At 64.9% G+C, this 12,658-nt stretch carries 12 protein-coding genes; 7 read left to right on the top strand and 5 right to left on the bottom strand.

Features of this window, described 5'->3' with window-relative positions:
• Positions 1-95: 95 nt before the first annotated feature.
• Positions 96-1,133: an MBL fold metallo-hydrolase gene (locus FJ424_RS13455; protein ID WP_140653314.1), complete on the top strand. Its 1,038-nt coding sequence runs from the start codon at positions 96-98 to the stop codon at positions 1,131-1,133.
• Positions 1,134-1,247: 114 nt separating this feature from the next.
• Here FJ424_RS13455 and FJ424_RS13450 read toward each other — a convergent pair whose 3' ends face one another.
• Positions 1,248-3,317 (bottom strand): transcriptional regulator, encoded by a 2,070-nt coding sequence (locus FJ424_RS13450; RefSeq protein ID WP_246677234.1) that lies wholly within the window; start codon positions 3,315-3,317, stop codon positions 1,248-1,250.
• Between the two features lie 170 nt (positions 3,318-3,487).
• On the opposite strand from FJ424_RS13450, the gene FJ424_RS13445 reads away from it, so the two are divergent.
• Positions 3,488-4,573: a pyridoxal-phosphate dependent enzyme gene (locus FJ424_RS13445; protein ID WP_140653316.1), complete on the top strand. Its 1,086-nt coding sequence runs from the start codon at positions 3,488-3,490 to the stop codon at positions 4,571-4,573.
• 81 nt (positions 4,574-4,654) lie between these two features.
• On the top strand, positions 4,655-6,133 hold the full coding sequence (locus FJ424_RS13440) for a pyridoxal-dependent decarboxylase (protein ID WP_140653318.1): 1,479 nt from the start codon (positions 4,655-4,657) through the stop codon (positions 6,131-6,133).
• A 20-nt stretch (positions 6,134-6,153) separates the two neighbouring features.
• Here FJ424_RS13440 and FJ424_RS13435 read toward each other — a convergent pair whose 3' ends face one another.
• From FJ424_RS13435 to FJ424_RS13425, 3 genes are all read right to left on the bottom strand, one after another.
• On the bottom strand, positions 6,154-6,528 hold the full coding sequence (locus FJ424_RS13435) for a YciI family protein (RefSeq protein ID WP_140645732.1): 375 nt from the start codon (positions 6,526-6,528) through the stop codon (positions 6,154-6,156).
• 97 nt (positions 6,529-6,625) lie between these two features.
• A complete protein-coding gene (locus tag FJ424_RS13430; RefSeq protein WP_140653320.1) occupies positions 6,626-8,035 on the bottom strand; it encodes an ATP-binding protein in 1,410 nt (469 codons plus the stop codon).
• Complete coding sequence (locus FJ424_RS13425; RefSeq protein WP_140645734.1) at positions 8,032-8,748, bottom strand: response regulator transcription factor; 717 nt, start codon at positions 8,746-8,748, stop codon at positions 8,032-8,034. Before FJ424_RS13425 ends, FJ424_RS13430 begins: the two co-directional genes overlap by 4 nt.
• 237 nt (positions 8,749-8,985) lie before the next feature.
• Here FJ424_RS13425 and FJ424_RS13420 point away from each other — a divergent pair, with 237 nt between their 5' ends.
• The 4 genes from FJ424_RS13420 to clpS all read left to right on the top strand — a co-directional run bounded on the left by FJ424_RS13420 (position 8,986) and on the right by clpS (position 10,507).
• Positions 8,986-9,288: a hypothetical protein gene (locus FJ424_RS13420; protein WP_140645735.1), complete on the top strand. Its 303-nt coding sequence runs from the start codon at positions 8,986-8,988 to the stop codon at positions 9,286-9,288.
• A gap of 37 nt (positions 9,289-9,325) precedes the next feature.
• Positions 9,326-9,577 (top strand): hypothetical protein, encoded by a 252-nt coding sequence (locus FJ424_RS13415; RefSeq protein WP_140645736.1) that lies wholly within the window; start codon positions 9,326-9,328, stop codon positions 9,575-9,577.
• 151 nt (positions 9,578-9,728) lie between these two features.
• Positions 9,729-10,073, top strand: a complete 345-nt coding sequence (locus FJ424_RS13410; RefSeq protein WP_140645737.1) for a hypothetical protein — start codon at positions 9,729-9,731, stop codon at positions 10,071-10,073.
• A 128-nt stretch (positions 10,074-10,201) separates the two neighbouring features.
• Positions 10,202-10,507, top strand: a complete 306-nt coding sequence (clpS, locus tag FJ424_RS13405) for an ATP-dependent Clp protease adapter ClpS (RefSeq protein WP_140645738.1) — start codon at positions 10,202-10,204, stop codon at positions 10,505-10,507.
• A 61-nt stretch (positions 10,508-10,568) separates the two neighbouring features.
• Here clpS and FJ424_RS13400 read toward each other — a convergent pair whose 3' ends face one another.
• Positions 10,569-12,656 carry a hypothetical protein gene (locus tag FJ424_RS13400; protein WP_140645739.1) on the bottom strand — a complete coding sequence of 696 codons (2,088 nt, stop codon included), beginning with the start codon at positions 12,654-12,656 and terminating at the stop codon, positions 10,569-10,571.
• Positions 12,657-12,658 lie beyond the last annotated feature (2 nt).

Below are 12,658 nucleotides of genomic sequence, written 5' to 3'. Positions count from 1 at the left end.
GAAATCCATTCTGATTCCAGAAGCCCGTGCAGTAGAATATTGCTATGACCGCGCGGGCGATGCCCGGCGGTGTAAATGAAGTGGGGTATGCGACGATGATTTTCCGTCAGCTCTTCGATTCCGTTTCGGGCACCTACTCCTATCTGCTTGCCAGCCGGCGCGGCGGCGAGGCGCTGATCATCGATCCCGTGCTGGAGAAGGTCGAGCGCTATCTGCAACTGGTCAATGAGCTGGACCTCAGGCTGGTCAAGGCGGTCGACACGCATCTTCACGCCGATCACATCACCGGCCTCGGCGCGCTGCGCGACAAGACGCATTGCGTGACCGTGATGGGCGAGCAGACCAAGGCCGACGTGGTGTCGATGCGGCTTGCCGACGGCGACAAGCTCGGCATCGAGGGACTGGCGCTCGACGTCATCTACACACCCGGCCACACCGACGATTCCTACAGCTTCATCCTGCCGGACCGGGTCTTCACCGGCGACACGCTGCTTATCCGCGGCACCGGCCGCACCGACTTCCAGAACGGCGATCCGCGCCAGCAATATGAATCGATCTTCGGCCGCCTGCTCAAGCTGCCCGACGAGACATTGATCTTCCCGGCACATGACTACAAGGGTGAGACCGTGTCGACGATCGGCGAGGAAAAGGCCTTCAATCCGCGCCTGCAGGTCAAGTCGGTCGACGAGTATGTGAACATCATGAACAATCTCAATCTGTCCAACCCGAAAATGATGGATGTGGCCGTGCCGGCCAACATGCGGGTCGGGCTGCACCAGGACGATATCGCCAGCCGCGGCTGGGCGGTAAGCGCGGAGCAGGCGCTGGCGATGATCGGGCGGCCCGACGTGGCGCTGATCGACCTGCGCGAGCAGACAGAACGCGAGCGGCACGGCGTCATTCCCGGCGCGATCCATCTGCCCTATGCGCGGCTGCAGGAAAACATCGCCGCCGGTGGCATGCTGCATGAACTGGCGAAGTCTACCAGCAAGCAGATCCTGTTCTATTGCGCCTTCGGCGAGCGCTCGGCGATGGCGGTGCAGGCAGCGCAGGATGTCGGTATTGCCAGTGCCCGCCACATCCAGGGCGGCATCGACGCCTGGCGCAAGGCCAGCGGGCCGCTGTCACATTAAAGCGCGTCGCGTCGAAACGGATTCACGCGACGCGCTTTAGGTCGTTGCTTGATGCATGTCGTTGTCGCAAAACCGAGGTCACTTTCGCGCGACATGCATTAGGCCCGATTGGATTCAATTCAGCCCGATCAGCTTCGCGCCATTCCGGAAGAGAGCCTCACCATCCCGGTCGAAACGGAATGTCGCGATGAAGTCGTCGGCGCGATAATTCGGAAAGGTGTTGCGGATCATGGCGGCGTAATTCCGCGCCTCGTCCCGCCGGCCGGCCAGCGCCAGGCAATGAGCGGCGATCGCCAGGATGATGACATGAGCGTTTGGCCTCGCGGCCGCCTTCAGCGCCCATTCCGCGGCCTCGTTGTGTTCGCCGAGCCGCGCATGCGCCATGGCGCGGGCGCCCATCATGCCGAACAGCAGCGGATCGAAGGGGCTGAGATGACGCGAATGATCGGACGAACCGATCGCCGATTGCGGGTCGCCCGACTGCGAATGGACGAAGGACAGCGCATAGTGGCCGAGCGCGAAATTGGGACTGAGGTCGACGGCGCTCGCCAGCTCGAGCAATGAACCGTCCTGCTCGCCGCGCAGCCACAGCGCCCGCCCCATGGCCCAATGGGCGGAAGGGTTGCGGTCGTCGACCAAAAGGCTCCGGCCGGCGCTTTCGAAGGCAAGCGCGGTCTCGCGATCGCGCTCGCCCCAGCGCTGGAAGGCATTCTGCCAATGGGTGAAGGACATGCCGGCATAGGCGCGGGCGAAAGTGGGATCGAGCTTCAACGCCTCGCCGAAGAAATGCTGCGCCAGCTCGTTTTCCTGGCGGGTGAAGCGATACATGTGCCAGAGGCCACGATGATAGGCCTCCCAGGCATTGAGCGAGTTTGGCGCTTTCAGCAATGCGCGGTTGCGCTCCACCGTCGCGATCTCGGCGGCGATCGAGGAGACGATGCTGTTGCCGATATCCTCGATAACGATGAAGATGTCGTCGGGATTGTGCTCGAAGGTCTCGGCCCAGACGATTCTCGCCGTGCGCACCTCGACGAGCTCAATGGAAACGACGATACGGCCCGGCCGGCTGCGCACCGAGCCCGTCGTGACATAGTCGACATTCAGCCTGCGTCCGGCATCTTCCGGCGCGATATTCTTCTCGGCGAGCGCGAAGACCGAGCCGCGGGCGATGACGAAGAAATCGCGAAGCTTGGCAAGCCGCGTGATGATGTCATGCGTGAGGCCGTCGGCGAGCCCGCCGCGGAAGTCGCCAGCGCCGGCGCTCTCCGCAAACGGCATCACCGCAAGCGACGCCCGGCGTGTCGCAACAGGCTCGGATTCGATAGCGGCGACGGGCGGCTCCGAGACCGGGAAAGCCGGCCCGGAGCGGGCGCATGGCATTGCGCCGGCGTTCCGGGCTTTTATCTCCTGCCACGCCTCGCGCAATGGCGTGAAATCCAGCTCTTCCGAGTGGAACAGTTCCGCCGCCGTGGCAAGATGGTCCTCGCCGGCGCCGATCTGTCCGCGCCGGGCCAGATTTTCCAGCAGCGCCACATGCGCACGGCCATCGAAGGGTGCGAGCTCCAGCCATTTGTCGATATAGGCGCCGGCCTCGTCGGCTCCGGGCGGGACAAGACCGATGATGTGCTCCAGGACGGCGACATGGCACGCGCTGAAACGGCGGCGCTGCGCCGTCAGCCAACTGCCAAAATGCGGGCTGCGATCGAGCTCAAGACCGTCGAGAAAGTCGCCGGCGAAATGTTGCGAAAGCGCCTCTAACCGCATGAGATCGAGCGTCTCGACACCTTCGGCCACCGCCGCGGCGGCATCCAGCGCGTCCACGTGGACACCGTCGAGGCGAAGCGTCACCGTATCGCCATGGGTTTCGACCCGGCGCCGATCCGGGTCGTCAAGCGCGGCGCGCAGCTTGCTCAGGCACCAGCGCAGCTCGCCGCGCGGATCGTTGGGCACGTCCCAGAAAAGTTCGCAAAGGCGGCTGCGGCTGACAGGGTGGGGCGCCAGCGCCAGATAGGCAAGCAGAGCGCGCAGCTTGCGCGACGAGGGCAAGGTAACGGGCACTCCATCGCGTGCAATCGTCAGTTGCCCGAGCAGCCTTACGGACAGGCCAACGGGGCCGTTCAGGCTCGATCGGGTGGATTCCACGTATGTTTCCACGCTTTCTCCAACGCTGGCCAGTTGGTCCATAGTCTATCACCAAAGATGACAGGAGGCAGCCGGCAGCCCCATTCCGTGCCGGAACGCCGCCGTTGCCGCTTTTGCGGCAGATCAAGCAACCTATCGCGGCCAGGTGTCGAAACCGCGCCGCCAAAGCTGCCGGTTTGTAACCGGCACGTGAGGACATCGAGGAGAAAGCCATGTTGCATCAATTGAAAATCAGAACCACGTCCGGGCGCGGCCGTTTGTTCGACAGCATTCTCGATACGGTCGGCGACACGCCGGTCATCCGCATCAACAATCTCGGTCCGGGTCACGCGACGATCTATGTGAAGGCCGAGTTCTTCAACCCGGCGGCCTCGGTGAAGGACCGGCTGGCGCTCAACATCATCGAGGAAGGCGAGCGCAGCGGCAAGCTCAAGCCCGGCCAGACCGTGATCGAAGCGACGAGCGGCAACACCGGCATCGGCCTTGCCATGGTCTGCGCGCAGAAGGGCTATCCGCTGGTGGTGACGATGGCCGACAGCTTCTCCATCGAGCGCCGCAAGCTGATGCGCATGCTTGGCGCCAAGGTGGTGCTGACGCCGCGTGCCCAGAAGGGTTTCGGCATGTACAAGAAGGCGGTCGAGCTCGCCGAAGCCAATGGCTGGTTCCTGGCGCGCCAGTTCGAGACCGAGGCCAATGCCGCCATCCACGAGGCGACGACGGCGCGCGAGATCATCAATGATTTCGCCGGGTCGCGCCTCGACTATCTGGTCACCGGCTACGGCACCGGTGGCACGGTTGCCGGCGTCGGCCGCGTGCTGCGCCGAGAGCGGCCGGAGGTCAAGATCGTGCTGACCGAACCGGCGAATGCGCAGCTGATCGGCAGCGGCAAGCGCCAAGAGCGCGGTGCCGGCGGCGCGCCGGCCGCCAGCCATCCGGCCTTCGAACCGCATCCGATCCAGGGCTGGACGCCGGACTTCATTCCCAATGTGCTGCAGGAGGCGATCGACCAGCGCTACTATGACGAGGTGGTGCCGATCTCCGGTCCCGAAGGCATCAAATGGGCGAAGGCGCTGGCGCAGCAGGAAGGCATTTTCACCGGCATCTCCGGAGGCGCCACGTTTGCGGTGGCGCGGCAGATCGCGGGCACCGCGCCGGCCGGGTCGGTGATCCTGTGCATGCTGCCCGACACAGGCGAGCGTTACATGTCGACGCCGCTTTTCGACGGCATCGAGGCCGACATGGACGCCGAGGAAACGGCGCTGTCGCGCTCGACGCCGAGCTGTCAATTCGAAGCCTGACAACGCCGACCGCGACGCCGCCCCACATGGCGGCGTCATTCTTTTACGCGCGGGTCGACCCGCGCCGGCGGGAGAGGCGAGATGGATACATTTCAGGAAGCGACGAACGCGGAAGAAACGCTCGATCCACCGGATTGGGCCGAGGTGGGAGCGCTGTCGCACCGGATCCTCGACGATGCCATCGCCTATCTCAAGGATGTCCGCGACCGACCGGTCTGGCGCGGGATGCCGGCCGAGGTGCGGGCATTCTTCGGCGCACCCTTGCCGCGCTCGCCGGCGCCGGCGGCCGACGTCTATGACGACGTCGCCTGCAATTTGATGCCTTACCCGATGGGTAACGTCCATCCGCGTTTCTGGTCCTGGTACATGGGGTCCAGCAACTTCACCGGCGCGCTCGGCGACTTCCTGGCGGCGATCCAGGGTTCCAATCTCGGCGGCGGCAACCATGCCGCCGGACTGATGGACAGCCAGGTCGTCAACTGGATGAAGGAGATGGTCGGCTTCCCGACCTCTGCCAGCGGCACGCTGGTCAGCGGCGGCTCGATGGCCAACATCATCGGCCTGACCGTGGCGCGCAACGTCAAGGCAGGCGTCGACGTGCGCGAACGTGGGGTCGGCGCCATCCCCAGGCCGCTGCGCTACTATGCCTCGGACCAGGTGCATTCCTGCCACCGCAAGGCCATGGAGCTGCTGGGCCTCGGCAATCGGGCGTTGCGGCGGATCCCGACCGACGCCGCGTTGCGCATCGATATCGCCGCGCTCAAGGCGGCAATCGCGGAGGACCGCGCGGCGGGATTCAAGCCGGCCTGCGTGATCGGCACCGCCGGCACCGTCAACACCGGCGCCGTCGACGACCTTCAGGCGCTGGCGAGCGTGGTGGCCGAAGAGGACCTCTGGTTCCATGTCGACGGGTGCATCGGCGCGCTGATCGCGATCGCGCCCGAGAGCCGATCGCTCGTCGCAGGCATCGAGCGGGCGGATTCCATCGCGCTCGATCCGCACAAATGGCTGCACGCGCCGTTCGAAGCCGGCTGCGCGTTGGTGCGGGACGCATCCGCGCACCGCAACACATTTGCCGTCACGCCGGAATATCTGGAATCGACGCCGCGCGGCCTCGCGTCCGGAGAGTGGCTGCACGATTACGGCTTGCAGACATCGCGCGGCTTCCGGGCGCTCAAAATCTGGATGGCGCTGAAGGAGCATGGCGTCGAAAAGTTCGGCCGGCTGATCGACCAGAACATCGCCCAGGCCCGCCACCTCACCGGGTTGATCGAGGCTGAGCCGGCGCTGGAGCTGATGGCGCCGACCACCATCAACATCGTCAGCTTCCGCCACCGGCTGGCGGGCGCGTCCGAAGAGCGGCTCAAGGCTTTCAACACCGAGATCATGCTGAGACTTCAGGAGGAGGGCATCGCAGCCCTGTCCGACACGACCGTGCACGGCCGGCACTGCCTGAGGGTGGCGATTGCCAATCACCGCACGCGCCGCGACGATCTCGACCTGGTGGTCGGCGAGATGCTCCGGCTGGGACGGGAAATCGAGGCCGCGACACCGGCCTGAGGCACGCTCGGGAACCTGTCTCAGCTTACCGTCAGCGGCGCGCCGGGCAGATAAAGCGCGATCGGTCGGATCTCGTAGACGGCGCTTGGGTTGACGCGCTTGAGATCGCGCGCGGCGGCGATCGCCTCGTCAAGGCTCGCGCAGTTAAGCACATAGAGGCCAAGCAACTGCTCCTTGGTCTCGGCGAACGGGCCATCGATCACCATGGCGTCGGCCGGGCCGCGCAACGTTACCGCCTGTGCCGTCGGGCCAAGCCTTGCCGCAGGCCCAAGCTTGCCGTCGCGAGTCAGCCTGTCGTTGACCTCCAGCAGGTCCTTCATCAGCGCCGCGTCCTCGTCGGGCGTCCAGGACTGCACAGTGTCTTCCACGTGATAGGCCAGGACGGCGTAGAACATGGGCGTGTCTTCCCTCGTGATCAGGCGGAACCACACTATCACAAGGATGGTTCGACTGATCCAGAGGCGCGGACGGCGGACCGACGCCGCTCCTGACTCAAGCTGCCACCGGCAGCCGCAGCTCCGTCAGCAGGCCGCCGCCGGGGTGATTGGAAAGATCGACCTCGCCGCCGGCGCCGCGGGCGATGTTGCGGGCGATGGTGAGGCCGAGGCCGAGGCCGCCGGTGGTACGGTTGCGCGATTCCTCCAGCCGCACGAAGGAGCCGAACACAGCGGCCAACTTCTCCTGCGGGATGCCTGGGCCTTCGTCGCGGATCGAAAGCGTGATCGTGTCGCCCGATCGCCGCACGCCGAGATGCGCCTTCTTGCCGTAGGTCACCGCGTTCTGGATGAGATTGGTGATGCAGCGCCGCAGCGCCACCGGCCGTGCGATGCAGATCAGGCCGCGCGACGGGACCACGTCTTCGTCGAAGGATGCGCCGTCGAAGGAGTCCGCGACCGATTCCACCAGCGACCAGAAATCGATCCGCTCGGCCTTTTCCTCGGTTACCTCGAATTTGGCGAAGTCGATGACCGAGCTCGCGATGCTTTCGATATCGGCAAGGTCGTGCGCCAGCGCCGTGCGCGCGGGCGACCTGCGCAACAGTTCGAGGCGCAGGCGCATCCGGGTCAGCGGCGTGCGCAGATCATGCGCCAGCGCCGCCGCGAGGTGCTCGCGGTCCTCGACATAATCGCGCAGCCGCATCTGCATGGCATTTATCGCCTTTGCGGCCGCGCGGATCTCGCGGCTTCCGCTCTCGGCGATCGGCGGGCTTTTCAGGTCATTGCCGATGCGCGTCACCGCCGTTTCCATCATCCGATAGGGCGCGGTCAGCCGGCGCAGCGACCAGATCGACATGATGATGATCAAGCCGGCGATCAGTGAGTAAAGCGGCAGGCTGTCGAGGCTCAGAATCGGTCCCGCCGGCGTGATCGGTTCGGTGAAATTCAGCCACTGCCCGTCGGAAAAGCGCAGCGAGGCGGTCAGCTTATCGCTTTGCGCGAAATCCGCGGCCAGGACCAGCAGGTCGCGCTCGACCTGGCCGACATCCTTGTTCACCGCCTGCCCGTCCGGGACATCGGCCTCCTGGGTGGCCGGATCGCGCCGCACGCGCGCATCGGTGATGCCGAACTTCGACAGGCGGCCGACCAGGATGTCCTCCAACTCGGCAAGCTGGTCGTCGCCGGCGATCGAAGAGGTGACGGCGGGCGTGTCCGAAACCGTCAGCGCGTAGGTCGAGTTGAACAGGCCGGACGCGGTCGCCTTGCGCTCTTCGGGCGTGGCGTCATGCATCAGCTGCACCAGCGAATAGGCGCGGTCGTTCAGCCGGTAGAGATCGACGACGCCGTTGGCGGCGGCTCGGTCGCGCGCGACGATGTAGAGCGTCGTCACCTGGCTGAGCATGAGGCCGGCAATGACGATGAGCAGCACCCAGACTGGCAGGGTCTGCGGCAGGAAGCGTCTCATTCGGACGTCGTCTCGGGCAGGAACTGATAGCCGCCGCTGCGCACGGTCAGGATCAGTTTCGGCGTCTTCGGATCGTCTTCCATCTTGCGGCGCAGGCGGCTCACCAGAATGTCGACGCTGCGGTCGAAGCTGTAGCCGGTGTCGCCGCCGGAGAGCTCGATCAGCTGCTCGCGGGTAAGCACGCGCTGCGCGCTCTTGACGAAGGTCTGCAGCAGGTTGAACTCCGCCATCGTCAGTTCCACCCGGACGTCGTCGGGCGCCGTCAGTCGGCGCCTCGCGCAATCCATGGTCCAGCCGGCAAAGCGGTAAATCTGCTTGGCCGTGGGGCGACGCGGCTCGGCGCTGCCGTTGCGTCTCAGCACGGCGCGGATGCGGGCCAAAAGCTCGCGCGGGTCGAAGGGCTTTGGCACGTAGTCGTCGGCGCCCATTTCAAGGCCCACAACGCGGTCGGTCGTTTCGGTGACCGCGGTCAGCATGATGATCGGCGTGGTGTAGTTGGCGCGGATCTCGCGGCAAAGCTCAAGCCCGCTTTTGCCTGGCAGCATCACGTCGAGAACGATCAGGTCCACCGGCGTGCGGCGCAGGACCGCTTCCATTTCGATGCCGTCGGCAGCCACCGTCGTGTGCAGCCCGCGCTTCTGGAAGAACTCCTGCAGCAGGTCGCGTATGCCCTTGTCGTCGTCGACGATCAGTATGTGTGCGTCCGATTTCACTCGAAACCTATGATTCTGTTGGCCGTGCATCCCTCGCCGGTCTCTCACACGATAGAATTCGGGCCACATCTTGGCCAGTGGCCTCGATCGTCGCGCCGGCCGGATTCCCCAGAAACAATCCAGAAACAAAATTCTACAGTCGGGAAAAACTGGTGAAAAATTTCAAGAGCATAACCGGTGCCGTGGCGGTCAGGTCATCGGCTGCGACGCAAGTTTCCGGAGTAACGGACAAGACCAATGCAGAGGTTCTGGATCAGCGTGACGGGTGCTTTGCTCAGCATATCGCTCATCACAGCAGCGGCCGGCGCCTCCACCGCTAAGGTCGCGCCGCTCACCCGGACCGAGCGTTGCACCAATCTGAGCCGTCAGGTTGACGAAGCCCTCGAAACCCATGCCGCGGCAACGCAGGTCACCGCGGCGAAAGCACTGCAAAGAAAGGGAAACCGGTTCTGCGCCAACAAGAAACAGGCGCAGGGAATCCGGATGCTCGCAAACGCTTTGAAGCTGCTTGGAGTGACACCGATCGATCCTGCTCAGTGACGCTCATCCAGACCTGCAAGAAAAAGGAAATGAAGCCATGAAGAAGTCCATCCTCTCCGCCCTCGGCCTCGGTGTTGCTCTCGCTTTCGCGATGCCGGCTCTCGGCAACGCCGCCGCCACGACGACCGCCGCCCCGGCTGCCTCGACCGCGACCACCACGGCTGCTCCGGCCGACAGCACCGCTGCGAAGCCGATGAAGAAAGTCGCTGCCAAGAAGGCCTGCAAGGTGACCAAGACGCACAAGTGCCCGGTCAAGAAGGCCAAGAAGGCTCCGGCGAAGAAGTCCTAATCCAGGCTTTCACTCCTGATCCTTCAAGACCGCTCCGGCCAGTTCCGGCTGGGGCGGTCTTCCGGCGACCGAAGCCTGACGTCGGCAGATTTCGCCGCGCCGCTCCCGATCCTTAACCCGATCGCAATGCCGGTGCTGTAGGACAATCCGCATGAGGAAGCGGTTTTCGTCCCTGATGCGCTCGCTGACGCTCGGCGGCCTGATCGCCACCGGGGCGGCACGATCGTTGATCATCTTTACCGCAAGCCCCGTGCCGGATCCCGCCAGCGGCAGGACCGAACCCGAGCTTTTCGCTCCACTGATCTCCTCGAGCTTCGACTACATCACCCCGGCACAGTCCTGGATGCTGCTCGTGCTGACCGGCATAACGCTGATCGGCCTGGCCGGCTGGATATTCTTTGCTTTCATGGAGCGCGGCTCGGGCATGGATGGCGACGTCGGTTCAGGCAGATCGGGCACCCCGTTGCGTCGTCCGGTCGGACGCCAGGACCGTTGACCCATCGGCGGCGCTTCCCCACATAATATCGAACGTCCAATCCGTCGCTATCCACGCGGAGGGTTGGACGGGTGTTTTTCAGCGTGACAAAATGAGAGCGAGAACTCAGTTCCTCGCCGCCGGATCCGATGCCAGAAACCGTCATCAAGCCCCGCGTCAAGCCGCAGCCGAAGACCGAGCGGCCCAAACTCTACAAGGTCATCCTCGTCAATGACGATTTCACGCCGCGCGAGTTCGTGGTGACAGTGCTCAAGGGCGAGTTCAAACTCAGCGAGGACCAGGCGCACCGCGTCATGATCACCGCGCATACGCGCGGTGTCTGCGTCGTCGCGGTGTTCACCAAGGATATCGCCGAGACCAAGGCGACGCGGGCGACCGACGCCGGCAAGGCCAAGGGCTATCCGCTGCTGTTCACCACCGAGCCCGAAGAGTAGGGCGGAGAAGTTTCCCTTCTCCCACAGGGGGTCCCACAAGGGGAGAAGGAAGAAAGTGGTGTCACCGCCCTTCGCGATACCACATCGAGCCGATGGCGAGCAGCAGCAGGCCGAGGCCTAGGAAGCCGCCGAACAGAGGCACGCGCGATACGGCCTTGAGCGTGCTGTCGTCGGTGGTGCGCAGGCCGATCCAGTCGTCGCCCGAAGCGGCCGCGGAAGAGCGGACAGGGATGATCGACGGCAGCGTCACGCCGCCGGCGAGATTGCCGAGCGTCGACGACGGAGCCAGCCGCCGCACGCTGCCGCCGGTCGCCTCGGCAGGCGCCTTCAGCCTGTCCTCGGTCGAGATCACGTCGGAAAATTCCGGCGCGTTGATCGGGCCGACATGGGCAAGCGCGGTAAGGTCGCCATTGCCGATCTGGTAGAGGCCGATCTCGCCGGTCTGCAGACTGCCGGTGAAGATGCCGGGCTCGGCTTTCTCGAGCTTGACCGTCATCGCCTTGCCGGACGGCGTGATGACCTGGGCGGGACCCGGGTCGTCGCTCATCGTCTGGCGGCGGATTTCAAGCATCATGCCGCGGCCGTCGGCGGTCAGCCGCTCCTCTTCCAGTTCCGGCTCCTTCATCAGCCAGTGGGCGATGCGGCGATAAAGCTGGACATGCGGTCCACCGCCCTCGAAGCCGCGCGCCCACAGCCAGCCCTGGTCGGAGAGCAGCATGCCGACACGGCCTTCGCCCTTGCGGTCGAGCAGGAGCAGGGGCCGATCGTCGGCGCCTTTCATCACCACTTCGCCTTCCGGATTCTTGACGCCGATGGTGCGGAACCAGCGGCTCCAATGCGGCGGCTCGCTCGCCGAGCCGTCGAGCCCGCGCGTCACCGGATGGCGCTGGCCGAGATCGGTCAGGCGCGGATAGAATGCCTTGTCCACCACCTCGCCGGTCGGCATGGCCGGCAGCGCGGCGTTCAGCGGCGTGCGGGCAATGGAGTTTTCGCCGGCATATTCGGGGCCGGCGGCAATCAGCAGCGCGCCGCCCTTTTCGACATATTCGGAGATGTAATCGTAATACAGGATCGGCAGCACGTCGCGGTGCTGGTAGCGGTCGAAGATGATCAGGTCGAAATCCTTGATCTTCTCGACGAACAGCTCGCGCGTCGGGAAGGCAATCAGCGACAGCTCGTTGATCGGCGTGCCGTCCTGCTTTTCCGGCGGGCGCAGAATGGTGAAGTGGACGAGATCGACCGATGCGTCCGACTTCAAAAGATTGCGCCAGGTGCGCTCGCCGGCATGCGGCTCGCCGGAAACCAAGAGCACGCGCAGGTTCTCGCGGATGCCGTCGACCAAAGCGATCGCCCGGTTGTTGGCGTCGGTCAGTTCGCCGGGCTCCCGGTCGATGCCGAGCTGGACGATGTTGCGGCCGGCATTGGGTATGGTGACCGAGAGCTTCATCGGTTGGCCGACGGTCGCGTGCTCGACCGAGACCTGCTCGCCATTGACCGAGACGCGCACGTCCACCGGAGCGCCATCGCCTTCCGTCGAAATGACGCGGTAGGTCATGTCGAGCGGCTTTCCCACGAGGCCGAAGCGCGGCGCGTTCTCGAAGCGGATGCGGCGGTCCTTCTCGTGCTCGTTGCCGGTGATCAGCGCATGCAGCGGCGCGTTGAACTCCGGTGCGCCGGCCGGCGCATCATGCACCTCGCCATCGGTGATCATGATCGCGCCGCCGATGCGCGACGGCGGCACGTCGCGGAAAGTGCCCTCGAGCGCGCTGAACAGCCTGGTTTCGGTGCGCTCGTCGGCGGCTTCGGACTTGCCGGCCTCGACGACACGGACATCGAACTGCTTGAAGCGGGCAAGACGCTGCTGCAACCCGGCCAGCGCCTCGTCGGTCTGCTTGGCGCGGTCGCCGATGTCCTGGCTCTGGCTGCGATCGACGATGAGAGCGACGACGCTCTTCAGCGCCTCGCGTTCCTCGGCGAGGAACACCGGGTTGAGCAATGCCGCGGCAAGCGCGAGCAACGCGATGAAGCGCAGCGCCGAGCCGCGTTGGCGGAACCACAGGCCGACCAGCGCCAGCAGCAGCAACGGCACGAAGAGAAGGCCAAACAGCGGCCAGGAAACCAGCGGTTCGAAGGAGATCGACCAGTTCATGA

Source organism: Mesorhizobium sp. B3-1-8, assembly GCF_006439495.1.
In the GTDB taxonomy this organism is placed as follows: domain Bacteria; phylum Pseudomonadota; class Alphaproteobacteria; order Rhizobiales; family Rhizobiaceae; genus Mesorhizobium.
Note: the sequence above shows the minus strand (reverse complement) of the source record. Positions and strands in the feature narration are given on the sequence as shown.